Source organism: Planococcus sp. 1R117A (assembly GCF_051417975.1).
Classification (GTDB): Bacteria; Bacillota; Bacilli; order Bacillales_A; family Planococcaceae; genus Planococcus; species Planococcus shenhongbingii.
Window position 1 is genome coordinate 495,997 of record NZ_JBPRLO010000003.1, and the last position, 16,461, is coordinate 512,457.

Genomic DNA, 16,461 nt, shown 5'->3' on the forward strand with positions numbered 1-16,461 from the left:
AAGCCTCATGCTTCTCAACGGGATTTTTTCAGCTATGCTACAGAGGTATGCGAGACTTTCTTTTCCCGCGACATCCATTGGATAACAAACAAGATAATAAACACTACTGCGCCTATATAAGAATACAGTCCTTCCGGATAAATCAACGCTAAACCAGTAACTAAAGCAATAATTCGCTCAATCCAATTGAGTTTCCGATACCAATATCCAATCAGTCCAGCGCCTACTGCTATCATCCCGGCAAATGCCGTAAGGACTACCCAAGTCAGTTCTGGCCAGGTCGTATCAATCATTAACAGCGTTGGAGACAAAACAAACATATACGGAATAATAAAGGCAGCGGCCGCCAATTTAGCAGAAATTATGCCAGTCCGAATCGGTTCTCCACCGGAAATGCCAGATGCTGCGAATGCAGCTAGTGCAACCGGCGGCGTAATATCGGCGATAATCCCAAAATAGAATACGAAGAGATGGGCAGAAATAGCGACAACCATCGGTACGGCAGCTCCTGCCGGTTCGTCAAGCATTAATAAGGTAATAATGGCAGGGGCAGCAATTGTGGACGTGATTACATAGTTTGCTGTTGTCGGCGAACCCATTCCGAGAACAATTGCAGCGAGCATAGTAAAGAATAAAGTCAATAAGATGCTGCCTCCTGATGCTGAAATCAGCCCGTTTGCCAAGCTTAATCCCAAACCTGTCTTCACCACTACTCCTACGATAATGCCCGCTGCAGCTGTGGCAGCACCTACAGCAAGAGCCGTTCGCGCGCCGTCCACTAAAGCATGGACCATGTCCTTAAAACTTAAGCGTGTTTCTTTATTGATGGCACTGACTAAGATCGTAGCAAGAATACCATACAATGCAGCGTGCATGGTCGGAACTCCAATCATCAAGAAGACAATTATAATTAAAATTGGAAGCAAAAGATGTATTTTCTTCAATACCTCTTTACGGTCAGGCATTTCTTCTTTCGAAAGGCCACGAAGGCCTACCCGCTTCGCTTCAAAATGCGTCATGATCCAAACGCCTGAAAAATACAGAATTGCAGGAATAGCAGCAGCTTTAGCAATATCCCAGTAACTGATGCCCCCGATAAATTCCACCATTAAGAAAGCAGCTGCTCCCATAATAGGCGGCATAATCTGGCCACCTGTGGAAGACGTTGCTTCCACGGCCCCTGCGAATTCTTTGTTATAGCCAAGCTTTTTCATCATTGGAATTGTGTATGCCCCAGACGTTACAACGTTGGCCACAGAGCTTCCTGAAATGGTTCCTTGCAGAGCGCTGGAGAAAATCGCAACTTTTGCTGGTCCTCCGATTAAATGGCCGGCAAGCGAAACGGATAAATCATTAAAATATTCTCCGACTCCCGTCTTCACTAAAAAAGCCCCGAACAATAAATAAACAAAAATGAACGTTGCCGAAACCGCTAGAGGTGTCCCTAGAATTCCATCAGTTGTATAAAACATCAACTGGATGACGGATTCCAAATCCTGTCCCCGGTGCCTTAAAAACCCAGGGAAATAAGGGCCGAAAAAGGTATATGATAAAAAAATTGAAGAAATAATTGTGATTGGCAACCCGACAGCCCTCCGTGTGGCCTCAAGAGTCAAAAGGATAGCAAGTATGCCGACAAACAAATCCAAATCTGTCACTCGGCCGATCCGGAACACCAAATCATCATACATTAACGGCCAATAAGCTCCAACTACGATTGACAGCAAAGATAAAATATAATCATAAAAAGGTACTTTGCGCCGATCTCCTTTTTTCTTAAAGGCAGGAAACAAAAGAAAGATTAACGACAAGGCAAAGCCTAAGTGAATCGACCGCTGTAAATATGCTGTAAACTGCCCGTTGATGGCGGTATAGAGCTGAAACAATGAAAATGCCAATAACCCATAAAATACAATATGTTTAGCAATCCCCATTAAATCGCGTGTATTTGATTCAGGATCGTACTTTTGCAAAATTTCTTTTTGTTTTTCTTCAGAAATATAGGTTTCCTCTTCCGGAGGCAGTTTCAATTTCTCTTTCTCTTCTGGGGGCAGCTCATGGCTCATCGATGTTCACTCCTCTTAATTGTTGGATAAGAGATAAACGCTTGACTTGAAATGTGTAAGATTGGCCGCGTTTTAGGATTTTCTTTAAATCGTACTCCTGACCATTACTCAAAAAAGAAAGGCCAGCATCCACATCGCCAATAAAAATTCTGAAATCAGGCACTTCTCTTTTCATGCCGGCAATAGTATATTTTCCGTCTTTTTCGACAAAGGTTTCCCCTTCTCCTGCATTAGAAGGCATCCCAATATTAAAATCTTCATATTCCAGTTGGACTATTCTCAAGCGATTATCCGGAAGCACTTGATAACTTTCCAGCACCTCCGATAAATGGACGGAATGAGTATACTTGATCTGAAAATTCGTATCTTTAACAGGCAAACGTAAAGCAATATGCCCGGTTTCATTGTCAATAAAGACGTAATTTTTGTTAACAGGAACGATTGCAGCTGTACAGAATAATATAAGGACCATTAATACTAGAAGAAATAGCTGCACCGGTTTTGGTTCCATTGCATATGCTCGCTCCTCTTACGAAAAAATAAATAACGACGATAAAGCTTTCGCTTTATCGTCACTTAGTCAAAATATTATTTGTTCACTTCATCAAAATACTTTTGTGCACCAGGATGTACATCGATTCCGATGCCTTCCAGAGCAGTTTCCGCTTTAATGAACTCTGCTTTTGCATGTTGAATCTGATCAGTGTTTTCATAAATCGCTTTTGTGATGTCATAAACAAGATCTTCAGAAAGCTCATCTTGTACTACCAGCATCGCCAGCACAGAAACAGTCGGAACATCTTCTGTTAACCCGTATGTTCCTGATTTAATTGTATCGTTCGTATAATAAGGATATTTTTCAATCAATTCCTTAGCCTTGTCTTCTGCCACAGGGACGATTCTAACATCGGCCGTCGCACTTAAACTTTCAACAGCTCCTGTAGGAGTTCCAGCGGTAATGAATGCAGCATCAATTTGCCCGGCTTGCAAACTTTCCTGGGATTCAGCAAAATCCAGGTTTTGTGCTTCAACATCTTCCATCGTCATCCCATGAATCTCAAGCAACTGTTCCGCATTGATATACGTCCCGGATCCAGGAGCACCGACCGAAACTTTTTTTCCTTTCAAATCTTCAAAGGCAGCAATACCGGCATTTGCAGTAGTCACCAATTGAACCGTTTCGGGATAAAGAGCGCCAATTGCAGATACCGTATCGATTACTTCACCTTCAAACATATTTGTTCCTTCCGCTGCGTAATAGGCCGTGTCGGTTTGGACAAAAGCAATCTGGGCTCCGCCATCAGCGAGGGCAGTCATATTGGCAGCAGAAGCCTGTGAAGACTCAGCAGTCGTATCAATGCCCGTTTCATTTTCAATGATTGTTGCCATTGCTCCACCTAATGGATAATAAGTGCCTGTCGTACCGCCTGTTAAGATGCTAAGAAATTCAGGATTGGCTGAACCACCGCCATCTCCCCCTTCCCCGCTGTCAGTTGCCGTTTCTCCTCCGCACCCTGCCAAAAAAACCGATCCTGCCAATGCCACTGCAGCGAAAAATCCGAATTTTTTGTTTGCCATAAAATGAATTCCCCCTTTTTTAGAATATTTCAAATTCATCATAACATGTCTTTAGACTTGTTTACCATCTGAATTTTCCAAAAATTATAAGGAGAATTGACTCTTTTACTTTTCAGCACCTTCTACATGTTTTTCCGGTGCTGTATCTTCTGGCGCAACATCTTCAAATGTCATTCCTTTTTCCTCTAAATCTCTGGTGCGGTGAGCTATACGCGCAGATGCGCAAGCCGCTACACTGGCCACTAGATCATCAAGGAAAGTATGGACATTGCCGCCTATTTTCGTATCCAATTTACGGATAATCCCTACTTTATTTTTATCTAGGTGTCCAAAAGTAGTAACGGCAATACTGCCGTATGTTAACACTGCGCCAAGTCCGATCATTTCATCGACTCCAAACAACCCTTCATCCGAACCGACAATCTGCTGAAGCGGGCGTGATAATTTCCCTTGTTCTGCAAGTTCATCCAATTCAATTCCTACTAGCAATGCATGCTGCATTTCGCGTTTTCTAAGTACACTTTCCACCGACTCGATGCAATGGTCGATTGTCAAGCCTTCGTTATAAGGCAATTGCATTTCCAATACAATTTTTGCGATTTCTTCGCTACTTACACCTCGGCGCTCCAGAGCATCAAGAGTCGCTTTTGTTATTTCTTCCGAATGTATCCGGAATTTCCCTCCATCCATAGGTCATATCCCCTTCCATAATATCTTTAACTTTCCTGCCTATTATACCTCTACCGGTGAATATGTTACAATTTTCGTACAGAAAGCACTAGGAGGTCTATCAATGAATAGAGGAACAGTACAGGATTTATCCATTTATAGCAAAGAACTTCAGGAAGACATGCAGCTTCTAATTTACCTTCCTGCTAATTTTTCACCATTATATAAATATACTTTGATCATTGCCTCTGACGGCAAAGATTATTTCCAGTTGGGCCGTGCGCCGCGTATTGCGGACGAGCTATTGGATAATAATGAAATCGAAAACATCATTTTTGTCGGCGTTCCTTATAAAAGTGTAAAAGACCGCAGCAGCAAGTATGAACCTGCCGGTGAAAAACATGGCGCATACTTACGCTTTCTAGCACACGAACTCGTGCCTTATTTAGATGAAAACTACCCGACTTACCAAGTGGGAATGGGGCGTGCATTGATCGGAGACTCATTGGCCGCAACTGTATCACTCAGCGCCGCTTTGAAATATCCAAATATATTTGGCCGTGTGATTTTGCAGTCACCGAAAGTGAGCGATGAATTGATGGAAACTGTGGAGGCCTTTAATCCAGCAAATGCTTTTACTGTTTACCACGTAATTGGAAAAGGAGAAACGGCTGTAAAATTAATGTCCGGAGAAACGGCTGATTTTCTGGAACCTAATAGAAAATTAAACAATTTACTGAAAAATAAAGGGTTTTCCATCTTTTACGAAGAATTTGAAGGAGACCATACATGGAAGCATTGGCAACCTGATTTAAAAAGGGCCTTGCTGCAGAATTTCGGTTTATAATTCTCAATTCACGGCTTTCATGTTTTTTTGGTATAATGAATATTGAAATATTTACTATAGACTAGGAGGGCTTTTTATGAAATTCGGTGTTGTTGCATTCCCATCTAAAAAACTTCAGGACGTTGCAAACTCATACCGCAAACGTTATGATCCTCATTACGAATTGATTACACCGCATATGACGCTGAAAGATGCGTTTGAAGTTGAGGAAACCCAGATCAAAGACATGGTAAAAAATTTGGCTGAAATTGTGAAACGCCATAAACCGTTTCAGCTTCACGCAACACGCGTCAGCACTTTCTCACCTTTAACGAATACACTTTATTTCAAAATCGAGCCAAATCCTGAAATCTTGTCTCTTCATGAAGACTTGCATAAGGATTTCTATGGCAACCAACCGAAATATTCATATGTGCCGCATGTAACGATTGCACAAAAAATGTCAGACTCAGAACACGCGGATATTTTTGGGCAATTGAAAATGGTCGGGATCAACCATGAAGAAACAATTGACCGGATTCATTTGCTCTATCAATTAGAAGATGGTTCATGGACCGTTTACGATACTTTCCGATTACCAGGAGATGACCAGTAAGTGATTAAAGTAAAAATTGCAGAAAAACCTATTGAAAAAGAGCAAGCTTATGATGTTAGAAGAAAAGTGTTCGTCGAAGAACAAGGAATACCGTTGCACATCGAATTAGATGAGTTCGATGATTCAGCCGTTCATTTTGTCGCCTATGAACTGGAGCAGCCCATTGCGGCCGCCCGTATACGTGAACTCGAAATGGGTATAGGCAAAATTGAGCGCGTCTGTGTTCTTCCAGAATACCGCGGCCAACATGTCGGCCTATTGATGATGAACGAAATGGAGCAATATGCACAAAAAGCCGGATTATTCACTTTAAAATTAAATGCCCAATCCTATGCTGTTCCTTTCTACGAAAAACTGGACTACTCCGTAAATTCTCCAGAATTCCTGGATGCCGGTGTACCTCACCGGGCAATGGAGAAAAAGATCATATAAAAAAGCAGGACTCACAAAGAGTCCTGCTTTTTTATATGGTACTAGTATTAAAGAATGTGATAACCGCTATCTACGTGGATGGTCTCGCCTGTAATCCCACGGGACATATCGCTAAACAAGAATGCAGCCGTATCTCCTACTTCTTCTGGAGTAGTATTGCGGCGAAGCGGTGCTTTTTCTTCAATTTCGTGAAGAATCGTGTTGAAACCGCTGATGCCTTTTGCTGATAATGTACGGATTGGCCCAGAGGAAATCGCATTTACACGGATTCCGTGTTTACCGAGGTCAGCCGCTAAATAGCGCACCGACATTTCAAGTGAAGCTTTAGCCACTCCCATGACATTATAGTTAGGCATTACACGCTCGCCGCCGATATACGTCAATGCGACAATGCTTCCTCCTTCTGTCATTAGAGGCTTGGCGTATTTTGCTATGACTGTCAATGAATACGAGCTGATATTTTGCGCCAGTAAGAAGCCGTCGCGTGATGTATCATAGAAGTTTCCTGCCAGTTCTTCTGTCTTTGCAAAAGCGATGCAATGAGCAAGGCCATGGATAGTGCCTACTTCCTCTTTGATGGACGCGAAGCAGTTTTCTATGCTTTCATCGCTTGTTACATCACAAGGCAAAATCAATTCGTGGTTGCCGTCCAATGTAGCCACCAAATCGCGTACCGGCTTTTCAAAACGTTCGCCGGCATATGTAAAAATCAAGCGTGCACCGGATTGATCCAGTGATTGTGCAATTCCCCAAGCAATACTGCGTTTATTGGCTACGCCCATGATGACGTAAGTTTTTCCTGCTAAAGATATTGACATTCAAAATTCCTCCTATACCTATTATTATTACCTGGTACTAATAATACTCCATAAAAAAGAAAAGTGCAATTCGCACTTTTCTTAAAGGCTACCTAAAAAAGTTGTTGCAAGCCCCAGATAAATAAGGATTGAAATAATGTCATTCAATGTAGTGATAAAAGGGCCGGAAGCTACTGCAGGGTCAATATTCAAATGATGGATCAGCAGAGGAATAAACGAGCCTGCCAAAGTGGCGACAAAAATAGATCCCATCACCGCTGTGCCAACGAGCAGACCAATCAGCAGCTCTCCTTTCCAAAAATAAACCAGCCCAACGACCACAATGCCGCACACTACTCCCGTTATCAATCCGGTGCCAGCTTCTCTGAACAACAATTTCATTTTGCTTTCTTCTTCGATATCGCCGGTGGCAATTCCCCGGACTGCAACAGCGAGCGCTTGAGTGCCGCTGTTTCCAGCCATTCCGGCGATTAAAGGGATAAAGACGGCTAATAGCGCAACCTGATCAAGAGTCGCTTCAAACATCCCCATCAAATTTGCGGTCAACATACCGAGAAATGTCAGTAAAATCAGCCATGGCAGCCGCTTTTTTGCTGCCGTAAGCGGTCCCTTGTCAAACGTATCCATATCTGATACAGCCGCCAATTTTGAGTAGTCATCCGATGCTTCTTCATCCAAAACGTCAATAATGTCATCAACTGTAATAATACCAAGCAAATGATTCTGAAAATCTACCACCGGCATTGCCAGAAAGTCATAATCCTTGATTATCCGTGCCACTTCTTCCTGATCTTCCCCTACTGATACACTGACTACTCGCTCATTCATAATCGATTTAATCAATATATCTTCATCTGAAATAATCAAATCACGTAAAGTAACAATCCCTGAAAGCCGTTTATCTTCATCGACTACAAAAACATAATATATAGTCTCTGCATTGTGTGCTGCATTCCGAAGAATATTCATCGCCGAACGGACAGTGGAGTTTTCAGGAATGGATACGAACTCCGTGGTCATGATAGAGCCGGCTGTGTATTCTTCATAATGCAGCAAATCCTTGATTTGCCGTGCAGAGTCTTTGTCCATGATTGTTAAGTAAGTAGCAACCTGCTCTTTATTCAGTTTATTGAGAATGTCTACGGCATCATCTGTATACATAGCAGAAAGCAGATCAGATGCGTAATGGACATTCATTTCTCTGAATAAATCCTCGTATTCATCATCATCCAATTCAATGGCTTCAAAAGTATTAGCCATTTCTTTAGGAGAGAGATACTGATACAGTTGTTGGCGGATTTCATGCTCAGCTTTCGCAAAAAATGTCGCTTGGTCATATGGATGTTGTGCAAGAAATTCTTCCCGGAAACTTTCTACGTCTCCACGTTCCAACAATTCGAGCAATAACTCCTCGTTCAATTCTTGGTCGAGCACCACTTTTTCTTCCATCATGTAAACTCCCTCCTTTCGAACTTTTAAGGTCTTGTAATTCCAATCTATACGTTACACTATGTATAGAGATAATCAAGATTTAAGAGGTGATTTTGTGAAATATGACATCATCGGCGATATTCATGGCTGTTTTGATGAGTTGCTTGAACTGCTTGCTAAACTCGGTTATAAAAAAGAGCAAGAAGTCTACATACATCCCGAAGGGCGCCAACTTGTTTTTGTTGGCGACGCTATGGACCGCGGCCCCAAATCACTTGAAGTGCTGCAGTTATTATTCAAAATGCAGGACCGGGGCATTCTCTTCTATTCCCCTGGAAACCATTGCAACAAACTTTATCGCTATTTTAAAGGCAATAATGTGCAAGTGAATAACGGTCTGGAAACGACAATCGCTGAATGGAGAGCGCTTCCTAAAAAAGAGCAGCAGGAATTCAGAACACGTTACCGCCGCTTTTATGAAAAGCTTCCCATTTACCAGGAACTAGGAGAAGAATTGATTGTTGCCCATGCTGGGATTAAAGCAGATATGATCGGCAAGCCGCTAAGCAGAAATATTGCCGTTTTCGTTTTATATGGCGATATTACAGGAAGGTTCGATGTTGACGGCCGGCCAATCAGAAAAAATTGGGCCAAATCCTATAATGGCTCCAAGTGGATTGTTTATGGACATACACCTACTGAACAGCCCTATCTAATCCATCAAACTGCCAATATTGACACAGGCTGCGTATTTGGAGGAGCACTAACAGCATTCCGCTTTCCGGAAAAGCAGCTTGTTTCGGTCGCTTCCCATCAGCCTTACCAGCCCGATCGTTTTCACCGCTTCACATGAATCATTTCATCCATGTCTTTGTTCAATGGCGAAGTGAAAAACAACTCTTCTCCTGACACAGGATGAATCAGTTCCAGTGATTTGCAGTGTAAAGCCTGGCGCGGAATATCGTCCCTTTTTCCCCCATACAAATCGTCGCCCAAGAGTGGATGGCCGATATGGGAAAGATGGACCCGGATTTGATGGGTTCTTCCTGTATTCAGTTGAAGCTGAACATAGGAAAACGCGTCAAATTCCTGCAGGACTTCAACTTCTGTTTCTGCAAATTGGCCATCTTTGCGCACTTCTCTTTCAATGATGCTGCTGTCTTTCCGGCCAATCGGCTCGGTGATTTTAAATTTCTTTTCCCCAAACTTGCCGTGCACCAATGCATCGTACCGCCGTACCATCGTCTTTCCTTGTTGCTGCATAGAAAGCATATGGTGAATATGGCGGTTTTTTGCTATGCAGACAAGTCCCGAAGTATCACGGTCAAGACGAGTCGCAATATGGAGTGTCGCAGGGATCTCATTTTCCTTAAAGTGCATCGCTACAATATTGGCAAGGCTTCCGCTGGGGTGTTCACGCGAAGGAATCGTATTTTGAAGCGGAGGTTTATCTACAATCAGCAACGCTTGATCTTCGTAGACAATATTTAAAGGCCCAGTCTCCGCAGTAAGCCCTTCCCCCAATTCTTCGTTCGGAAAAATAACGGTCACAGCATCATCTTTTTTCAAGACATGCCGGACCGTTACTTCATAGCCATTCACTAAAATTTGGCCGCCGCTGTATTTGACAGAGGCCAAGGTCCTTTTGGAAATCCCCCAGCCGGTCAAAGCTTCCCGTAAAACACCCGGTTCTTTTGCGCTATACGTTAACTGAAATGGCTTGAATTGTTTCACATTTAAACCTCACTATCGATGAAAGAATCATGGACCCTTTTCCAAAAAGGATGGTTCCGAAACCGGGCAAAACGAACTTTTTCTTTTGCCACTCTATACTCAATCGATTTTACATCTTTGTGGAGCAGCTGCAAGTGATCGACAGTGACCATAAAGTCTACGGCTTTCACTGGACGAAGAGCACACCGGTGATGCGATGGCAGGACAAGTGGTGAACCGACAGTCCGGAAAACCCGGTTATTGATTGAGGCCATCTCTGTCAGTTGCATAGCTTGCAAAGACGGATGGATAATCGCTCCGCCCAGCGCTTTATTGTACGCAGTGCTGCCCGATGGCGTAGACATGCACAAACCATCTCCTCTAAAAGTTTCGAAATGGCTTTCATTTAAAAATACATCCATGACAAGTGTGACATCAGGCGATTTAACTGTTGACTCATTCAATGCCAAATAAACTGCAGGAACTTCTTTATTCCGGTAATGTATGCTTGTCTCCAGTAAAGGATACTCAATTACCTCGTATTCTTTTTTCGCAATGGAAAGCACCAGTTTTTCAATTTCAATCGGTTTCCAATCTGCATAAAATCCGAGGTGGCCAGTATGGATCCCTACAAAAGCAACGGATGACAACTGGTCCCGATACTTATGGAATGCGTGAAGAAAAGTGCCATCTCCACCAATGGACAATACGACATCGGGTGACTGTTCGTCCCATTCTAAGCCAAAATCCTGCAAATAATCACGCGCGGTACCCATTAATTCATTTGAAAGTTCATCACTTCTGGATTGTATAAAAAATTTCATCGCGGCGTTGTGCCCCCTTCCCGTTCATTTGGAAAATGCGTACTTGGCGACTCTTTAAATTCACTGAAGTAAGCTTGAGCTTCTTGAATTTCATCCCTTATTTGCGACATTTCCTCATCAAGCTGAAAAGCAGCCTCCGCGGCCCGTTGAAGCCGCTTTTTTATTTCTGCCGGGAAAACCCCTTTATATTTATAGTTAAGTGAATGTTCAATTGATGCCCAGAAGTTCATGGCCAAGGTGCGGATTTGAATTTCTGCCAGTATCAGCTTTTCTCCTTTAATCGTTTGCACGGGATATTCAACGATCACATGGTATGATCGGTAACCGCTTTGCTTTTCATGAGAAATATAATCTTTCTCTTCGACAATCCGCAAATCATTGCGCTGCCGGAGCAGCGCTACAACGGTTTCAATGTCTCCAACAAATTGGCACATCATACGAAGACCTGCAATATCCTGGAGCTGATGGGCAAGTTCGTCTGAAGGCTCGAACGGAATTCCTTTTTCAAGTGTTTTATCATAGATGCTTGCTAAAGGTTTCACTCTTCCGGTCACAAACTCAATCGGAGAATTTGAATTATCTGTTTCAAACTGCTGACGCATTCCTTTAAATTTAATTTTCAGTTCATCTACTGCTTGCTTATAAGGCGCTAGAAAGCGATCCCATTGACCCATATCGTGTCCCCCTTACTTCTCTTACGCTCGTGAAGCAAGTGCCTCATGAAAAGCTTCTTCTACGGCCATGCGGAACTCTGATCCGTAATTATCGTTACCTTCTATATTCTCTATCAGCATCCACAATTCCTCGTGAAAGGCATCCAGCGGCATAATTTGTTCTCCCCATTGGAGCAATGGAACATCCGTTCTTTGCAAGGCATTCGCTAAACTTGCCCAAGTATGTTCTTTAAATTGAACATAAATATATTCAGTTCCAGTATCCACTAAATAGACAAAAGCACATTCATCACTGTCCGTGATCATTTTCCCAGCGGCTTCCACCGCTTCAAACGGCTCAATGGCCTCAATTTTGAATTGAACATGTTTTTCTGTAATCAATCCTTCTTTAACTTCGACTAATTTACGCATTAAAAGTACTTCCCTTCTGCCTGTTATATAGCCATATTTTAACACAGCTCTGCCATTCGTTGCAGTTTGCTGAAGATTATCCGATAATAAAAATAATAGAGAGGTGTTTTCATGACAAAAGAACTTGAAATTGAATTTAAAAACATGCTGACCCGAGAAGAATATAAACAACTTCTCCTGCATTTCCATTTAAATCCGGATGACGCAAAAACCCAGGAAAATTATTATTTTGACACAGCGGATTTTAAACTGAAAGAAGCTAAATGCGCTCTTCGCATAAGAAAAAAGCTAAAAAGTTTTGAATGCACATTAAAAATTCCGGCTCCTGAAGGGAATTTCGAAATTACCGATCCGTTAAACGCATTGCAAGCTGGAGCTATAATAAGTAGTCAGTCATTCGAAGCTGCTGAAGTATATGCCGCTCTTCAGGAATTGCAAGTAGAGCCGTCTCAGTTAAAAATGATCGGTAAATTAACGACTCACAGGATTGAACTCGACTATAAAGACGGCTTGTTGGTTCTTGATCACTCAGAATATCAGAATACCGCAGACTATGAAGTGGAATTTGAAGTGCAAGATGCTAAACTAGGGCAACAGCAATTTTTAGAATTCTTGCAGCTTCAGAAAATTCCGGTCCGTCCGGCGGATAAAAAAATAGCCCGATTTATGAAAGCGGCTAAATCTGGAATCTAATGAAAAAGGTAACTTCTTTAGATGTAATTTCTTTCTTTACCATGCCATTCAGTCGATTTGTTTGAGAAATTCTTGCTCCGTTGTTAAAATGAATTTACAGCTATAGCAAAGGAGACACAATAATGACTGGAAAACCAATAATTCCGTACGAAGAAATTGGTGCGGAACGCTTGTCACAGTTAATCGATGCATTTTACGCACGAGTGGCCAAGCATCCAAAGCTGCAGCCTATATTCCCTGAGGATCTGACTGAAACCGCTAGAAAGCAAAAACAATTTATGACTCAATATTTAGGTGGACCCAATATATATTCTGAAGAACATGGACATCCACGGCTTAGAGCACGGCATCATCCTTTTCCAATAACCCCTGATCGTGCACAAGCTTGGCTGGAATGCATGAGTGAAGCAATGGATGAGGTTGGATTGGAAGGGAAATTCCGAGAAGTCTTTTTCCAACGGCTTGTTTTGACGGCTCATCATATGGTAAATGAGCAAGATAGCGAGGAGGAGTTAGAATGAACAATCTGGACCTGGCTCAAGAGACAGAAATGCCTGAAAAAACACTGAAGCCAATGGAACTGTATGTTTTTTTTGACCCTTTAAATCCAGAATGCTGGGAACTGCAAGGAATTATTCGCAAGCTTCAAATCGAATACGGACATTATTTTTCCATGCGTTTTGTGTTAAGCACTAAATTGTACAATTTAAACAAAATAAGCAAGACAGTCAACATTGATACCAATAGCCTTTCGCATCCTGTTCTTGCATCAGTCGCCGTCAAAGCAGCTGAACTGCAAGGAAAGCGTGCAGGCAATCGTTTCCTGCATAAAATGCAAGAATACCTGATGCTTAGGACCAAAGACGTTTCTTCTTATAGCATTCTCTTAGAAATAGCAGAAGAATCCGAATTGGATCACGAAGAATTCCAACGGGATTTTCATTCTGTTCATACCGCAAAAGCTTTCCAATGTGATTTGCATATCACCCGTGAAATGGAAATTGACGAAGTGCCGAGCATTGTATTTTTCAATGAATGCATAGAAGATGAAGGCGTTAAAGTATCAGGACTATATTCTTATGATGTATACGAAACAATTTTGCAGGAAATGCTGGGAGAAGAGCGGTTAAATCGCCAATCGCCACCATCATTGAATGAATTATTCTTAAAATATTCTACTCTGGCAACCAGAGAAATTGCCTCTATATATAATATTTCTGACCAAACAGCCGAGCGTGAATTGAAAAAGCAAGTGCTTCAGCAAAAACTGGAACGCATCAATTTGCCTGATCAAACTTTATGGACTTTAAAATAGCCTTTCGCTAACGCGAAAGGCTGTTTTTTTATATAGTTATAAATTCACTTTTCTTATTAGCGGCGACTGCGCTTTTCTTTGTCTGGCTGCAGCGTCCTACGCCCGTCGGAGCTGAACAGGCGCTTCCGCTTTTCTTTGTCCAGCTGCAATGGCCAGATTCTCGGGTCATAAGTCAACCCAGCTGCGTGGCAAAGAGCGCCACTTCTCTGGTTCGCCTTATGCCTGTCGAACCTTAACGGCCATTTCCGCTTTTCTTTATAAAACAGCGAAAGGCGCCTTCCACGTCCGGAAGGCGCCTTTCCATATTACACAAAGGGGATGGGAGAAATGTTCACGCTCAAACAAAGGGGTGTATGTTTGTATGTGATTTATTTCACAACCTAACTTTATCACGAAATAATAGTTAATGCAATAATTCACAAAGAGTTTCACAAATTTGTCATATTAGCAAAGCGATTAAACCCAAATCCACCATTGTTTACTATATTAATAAAATAAAGAAGAAGCTACTATGCAATAAAGCAGCTTCTTCTTTATAGTTTATTTCTTCAAAAGCAGTGTTTCCAATTCATTTAATTTCTCTCCAAATACTTTGCATGCTTCTGCTACAGGTTCGGGAGAAGTCATATCCACACCTGCTTTCTTAAGCACTTCAATTGGATAATCAGAGCTTCCCGCTTTCAGGAATTCATTGATGTAACGGTCAACAGCAGACTGCCCTTCTTCTAAAATCCCTTTGCTTAAAGCAGTTGCCGCACTTAAGCCCGTTGCATATTGGAACACATAATAATTATAGTAGAAGTGTGGAATCCGAGCCCATTCCATTCCAATTTCTTCATCTACTGCTACCTCTTCGCCGAAATATTTTTTATTCAATTCATAATACACTTCGGTTAAGCGATCCGCAGTCAGCGCTTCTCCATTTTGATCCATTTGATGGATCAAATGTTCGAACTCAGCAAACATCGTCTGGCGGAAAACTGTTCCCCGGAAACCGTCCAGCCAATGGTTCAATAAGTAAATGCGTTCCTGGTCGTCTTCTGTCGTCTTCACCATATATTCATTCAGCAATGCTTCATTTGTCGTCGAAGCCACTTCAGCCACAAAAATTGAATAATCTCCGTAAACATAAGGTTGAGAAGATCGAGTGTAATAACTGTGGACGCTATGGCCAAACTCATGCGCTAATGTAAATAAATTGTCAACGTTATCCTGCCAATTCATTAGAATATATGGATTTGTGCCGTATGCTCCCGAAGAGTAAGCTCCACTGCGCTTGCCTTTGTTCTCTTTGACATCCACCCATCGGTTGGCGATGCCTTGTTCAACAATCCCTACATATTCCTCTCCTAAAGCTCCGAGGCCGGAGAGCATCGTTTCTGTCGCTTTTTCGTAAGGGATTTCCATCTTTACTTCTTTTACCAGTGGTGTGTACATATCCCACATATGGACTTGATCCAGTCCGAGCACTTCTTTGCGGAGCGCAGCATAGCGGTGAAGCAAGTGAAGGTTATTGTTTACTGTTTCCACTAAGTTATCGTAAACACTTTCTGGAATATGGTCATCCGACAAGGCTGCCTGCCGTGCCGATTCGTATTTTCGGATTCGGGCATTGACATTATCGCGTTTTATATTTCCGGATAAAGTTGAAGCGAACGTATTGCGGAACTTCCCATAAGTGGCATATACCGCTTTGAATGCATCTTCCCTTACACGACGGTCTGTGCTTTCAAGAAAACGGCTGTAGTTGCCGTGCGTAATCTGAACCATTTCACCGTCTTCGTTTTTGATTTCCGGAAACTCCAAATCGGCGTTATTCAGCATGCCGAACGTATCAGAAGAAGAACTGACAACTTCAGACAACTGCGCTAGCAATGCTTCCTGTTCTGTTGGCAGAACGTGCGGGCGGACGCTATTCAACTCTTCCAATGCATGCTTATAAAGCTGCAATCCTTCATGCTCTTCGATATAGCTATTAAGCATGGGTTCTTCCAAACTGAGAATTTCAGGTGTTAGAAAAGACAAGCCCGTCGACACTTTCGCATATAGCGACTTCATCCGGCTATCCATTGCCTGATAAGTAGAGTTAGTGGTGTCTTGGTCATAGCGCATGTGTGAATACGTATATAGTTTCTGCAGTCGCTGCAATAATTCATCTTTATAGACCAGCACCCCGTAAAGCGCATCTGCACTTTCTTGAAGTTTGCCTTGATAAGAACCGGCTTTCTCCGCCAACTCTGTTACTTTTGTAAACTCCTGCTCCCAAACTTCATTAGATGCAAATATTTCTTCCAGTTTCCATGTCATTTCTGTAGGAATTTCTTCTCTTAATAATAATTTATCTGCCAATGTATTTCCTCCTTTGCCCTACTCTTTCGGGAGTCGAACTACGTTT

The 16,461-nt window shown here is 42.3% G+C and carries 18 protein-coding genes; 7 read left to right on the forward strand and 11 right to left on the reverse strand.

Features of this window, described 5'->3' with window-relative positions; all coding sequences use genetic code 11:
• Window positions 1-32: 32 nt before the first annotated feature.
• From ACSFXN_RS12210 to ACSFXN_RS12225, 4 genes are all read right to left on the reverse strand, one after another.
• A complete protein-coding gene (locus ACSFXN_RS12210; RefSeq protein WP_437150390.1) occupies window positions 33-2,066 on the reverse strand; it encodes a TRAP transporter permease in 2,034 nt (677 codons plus the stop codon).
• Window positions 2,056-2,577, reverse strand: a complete 522-nt coding sequence (locus ACSFXN_RS12215) for a DUF1850 domain-containing protein (RefSeq protein WP_437150391.1) — start codon at window positions 2,575-2,577, stop codon at window positions 2,056-2,058. Before ACSFXN_RS12215 ends, ACSFXN_RS12210 begins: the two co-directional genes overlap by 11 nt.
• Before the next feature lie 77 nt (window positions 2,578-2,654).
• Window positions 2,655-3,644, reverse strand: coding sequence for a TAXI family TRAP transporter solute-binding subunit (locus ACSFXN_RS12220; RefSeq protein WP_437150392.1), 990 nt, complete (start codon window positions 3,642-3,644; stop codon window positions 2,655-2,657).
• Between the two features lie 105 nt (window positions 3,645-3,749).
• Window positions 3,750-4,334 (reverse strand): phosphatidylglycerophosphatase A family protein, encoded by a 585-nt coding sequence (locus tag ACSFXN_RS12225; RefSeq protein ID WP_437150393.1) that lies wholly within the window; start codon window positions 4,332-4,334, stop codon window positions 3,750-3,752.
• Window positions 4,335-4,437: 103 nt separating this feature from the next.
• On the opposite strand from ACSFXN_RS12225, the gene ACSFXN_RS12230 reads away from it, so the two are divergent.
• The 3 genes from ACSFXN_RS12230 (at window position 4,438) to ACSFXN_RS12240 (ending at window position 6,187) form a co-directional block, all read left to right on the forward strand.
• Entirely contained in the window at window positions 4,438-5,160 is a 723-nt protein-coding gene (locus ACSFXN_RS12230; protein ID WP_300989780.1) for an alpha/beta hydrolase, read from the forward strand.
• A gap of 76 nt (window positions 5,161-5,236) precedes the next feature.
• Window positions 5,237-5,755 (forward strand): YjcG family protein, encoded by a 519-nt coding sequence (locus tag ACSFXN_RS12235; RefSeq protein ID WP_300989781.1) that lies wholly within the window; start codon window positions 5,237-5,239, stop codon window positions 5,753-5,755.
• On the forward strand, window positions 5,756-6,187 hold the full coding sequence (locus ACSFXN_RS12240) for a GNAT family N-acetyltransferase (protein ID WP_437150394.1): 432 nt from the start codon (window positions 5,756-5,758) through the stop codon (window positions 6,185-6,187).
• A 47-nt stretch (window positions 6,188-6,234) separates the two neighbouring features.
• Here ACSFXN_RS12240 and fabI read toward each other — a convergent pair whose 3' ends face one another.
• Window positions 6,235-7,005: an enoyl-ACP reductase FabI gene (gene fabI, locus ACSFXN_RS12245; RefSeq protein ID WP_437150395.1), complete on the reverse strand. Its 771-nt coding sequence runs from the start codon at window positions 7,003-7,005 to the stop codon at window positions 6,235-6,237.
• An 81-nt stretch (window positions 7,006-7,086) separates the two neighbouring features.
• Entirely contained in the window at window positions 7,087-8,457 is a 1,371-nt protein-coding gene (mgtE, locus tag ACSFXN_RS12250) for a magnesium transporter (protein WP_300989784.1), read from the reverse strand.
• A 94-nt stretch (window positions 8,458-8,551) separates the two neighbouring features.
• Here mgtE and prpE point away from each other — a divergent pair, with 94 nt between their 5' ends.
• Window positions 8,552-9,289: a bis(5'-nucleosyl)-tetraphosphatase PrpE gene (gene prpE / locus ACSFXN_RS12255; RefSeq protein ID WP_437150396.1), complete on the forward strand. Its 738-nt coding sequence runs from the start codon at window positions 8,552-8,554 to the stop codon at window positions 9,287-9,289.
• Here the strand turns inward: prpE and ACSFXN_RS12260 are convergent.
• From ACSFXN_RS12260 to ACSFXN_RS12275, 4 genes are read right to left on the reverse strand one after another with little or no spacing between them, the layout of a single operon-like run.
• Window positions 9,274-10,170 carry an RluA family pseudouridine synthase gene (locus ACSFXN_RS12260; RefSeq protein ID WP_437150397.1) on the reverse strand — a complete coding sequence of 299 codons (897 nt, stop codon included), beginning with the start codon at window positions 10,168-10,170 and terminating at the stop codon, window positions 9,274-9,276. The genes prpE and ACSFXN_RS12260 overlap by 16 nt on opposite strands.
• Window positions 10,171-10,172: 2 nt before the next feature.
• Complete coding sequence (locus tag ACSFXN_RS12265) at window positions 10,173-10,973, reverse strand: NAD kinase (protein WP_437150398.1); 801 nt, start codon at window positions 10,971-10,973, stop codon at window positions 10,173-10,175.
• On the reverse strand, window positions 10,970-11,647 hold the full coding sequence (locus tag ACSFXN_RS12270; protein WP_300989788.1) for a GTP pyrophosphokinase: 678 nt from the start codon (window positions 11,645-11,647) through the stop codon (window positions 10,970-10,972). The genes ACSFXN_RS12265 and ACSFXN_RS12270 overlap by 4 nt, the downstream gene beginning before the upstream one ends.
• Before the next feature lie 21 nt (window positions 11,648-11,668).
• A complete protein-coding gene (locus tag ACSFXN_RS12275; RefSeq protein WP_437150399.1) occupies window positions 11,669-12,058 on the reverse strand; it encodes a hypothetical protein in 390 nt (129 codons plus the stop codon).
• 111 nt (window positions 12,059-12,169) lie between these two features.
• Here ACSFXN_RS12275 and ACSFXN_RS12280 point away from each other — a divergent pair, with 111 nt between their 5' ends.
• From ACSFXN_RS12280 to ACSFXN_RS12290, 3 genes are all read left to right on the forward strand, one after another.
• Window positions 12,170-12,751 carry a CYTH domain-containing protein gene (locus tag ACSFXN_RS12280; protein ID WP_437150400.1) on the forward strand — a complete coding sequence of 194 codons (582 nt, stop codon included), beginning with the start codon at window positions 12,170-12,172 and terminating at the stop codon, window positions 12,749-12,751.
• Window positions 12,752-12,873: 122 nt separating this feature from the next.
• Window positions 12,874-13,272, forward strand: coding sequence for a globin (locus tag ACSFXN_RS12285; protein WP_300989791.1), 399 nt, complete (start codon window positions 12,874-12,876; stop codon window positions 13,270-13,272).
• Window positions 13,269-14,066: a ClpXP adapter SpxH family protein gene (locus tag ACSFXN_RS12290; RefSeq protein WP_437150401.1), complete on the forward strand. Its 798-nt coding sequence runs from the start codon at window positions 13,269-13,271 to the stop codon at window positions 14,064-14,066. Before ACSFXN_RS12285 ends, ACSFXN_RS12290 begins: the two co-directional genes overlap by 4 nt.
• A gap of 540 nt (window positions 14,067-14,606) precedes the next feature.
• On the opposite strand, the gene pepF is transcribed toward ACSFXN_RS12290, so the two are convergent.
• On the reverse strand, window positions 14,607-16,415 hold the full coding sequence (gene pepF, locus ACSFXN_RS12295; protein WP_437150402.1) for an oligoendopeptidase F: 1,809 nt from the start codon (window positions 16,413-16,415) through the stop codon (window positions 14,607-14,609).
• Between the last annotated feature and the right edge of the window lie 46 nt (window positions 16,416-16,461).

What these genes read in the sequence shown, in the direction of transcription:
- ACSFXN_RS12210 (WP_437150390.1), bottom strand. Translation starts at nt 2,066, where the DNA reads ATGAGCCATGAGCTGCCCCCAGAAGAGAAAGAGAAATTGAAACTGCCT.
- ACSFXN_RS12215 (WP_437150391.1), bottom strand. Translation starts at nt 2,577, where the DNA reads ATGGAACCAAAACCGGTGCAGCTATTTCTTCTAGTATTAATGGTCCTT.
- ACSFXN_RS12220 (WP_437150392.1), bottom strand. Translation starts at nt 3,644, where the DNA reads ATGGCAAACAAAAAATTCGGATTTTTCGCTGCAGTGGCATTGGCAGGA.
- ACSFXN_RS12225 (WP_437150393.1), bottom strand. Translation starts at nt 4,334, where the DNA reads ATGGATGGAGGGAAATTCCGGATACATTCGGAAGAAATAACAAAAGCG.
- ACSFXN_RS12230 (WP_300989780.1), top strand. Translation starts at nt 4,438, where the DNA reads ATGAATAGAGGAACAGTACAGGATTTATCCATTTATAGCAAAGAACTT.
- ACSFXN_RS12235 (WP_300989781.1), top strand. Translation starts at nt 5,237, where the DNA reads ATGAAATTCGGTGTTGTTGCATTCCCATCTAAAAAACTTCAGGACGTT.
- fabI (WP_437150395.1), bottom strand. Translation starts at nt 7,005, where the DNA reads ATGTCAATATCTTTAGCAGGAAAAACTTACGTCATCATGGGCGTAGCC.
- mgtE (WP_300989784.1), bottom strand. Translation starts at nt 8,457, where the DNA reads ATGATGGAAGAAAAAGTGGTGCTCGACCAAGAATTGAACGAGGAGTTA.
- ACSFXN_RS12265 (WP_437150398.1), bottom strand. Translation starts at nt 10,973, where the DNA reads ATGAAATTTTTTATACAATCCAGAAGTGATGAACTTTCAAATGAATTA.
- ACSFXN_RS12270 (WP_300989788.1), bottom strand. Translation starts at nt 11,647, where the DNA reads ATGGGTCAATGGGATCGCTTTCTAGCGCCTTATAAGCAAGCAGTAGAT.
- ACSFXN_RS12275 (WP_437150399.1), bottom strand. Translation starts at nt 12,058, where the DNA reads ATGCGTAAATTAGTCGAAGTTAAAGAAGGATTGATTACAGAAAAACAT.
- ACSFXN_RS12280 (WP_437150400.1), top strand. Translation starts at nt 12,170, where the DNA reads ATGACAAAAGAACTTGAAATTGAATTTAAAAACATGCTGACCCGAGAA.
- ACSFXN_RS12285 (WP_300989791.1), top strand. Translation starts at nt 12,874, where the DNA reads ATGACTGGAAAACCAATAATTCCGTACGAAGAAATTGGTGCGGAACGC.
- ACSFXN_RS12290 (WP_437150401.1), top strand. Translation starts at nt 13,269, where the DNA reads ATGAACAATCTGGACCTGGCTCAAGAGACAGAAATGCCTGAAAAAACA.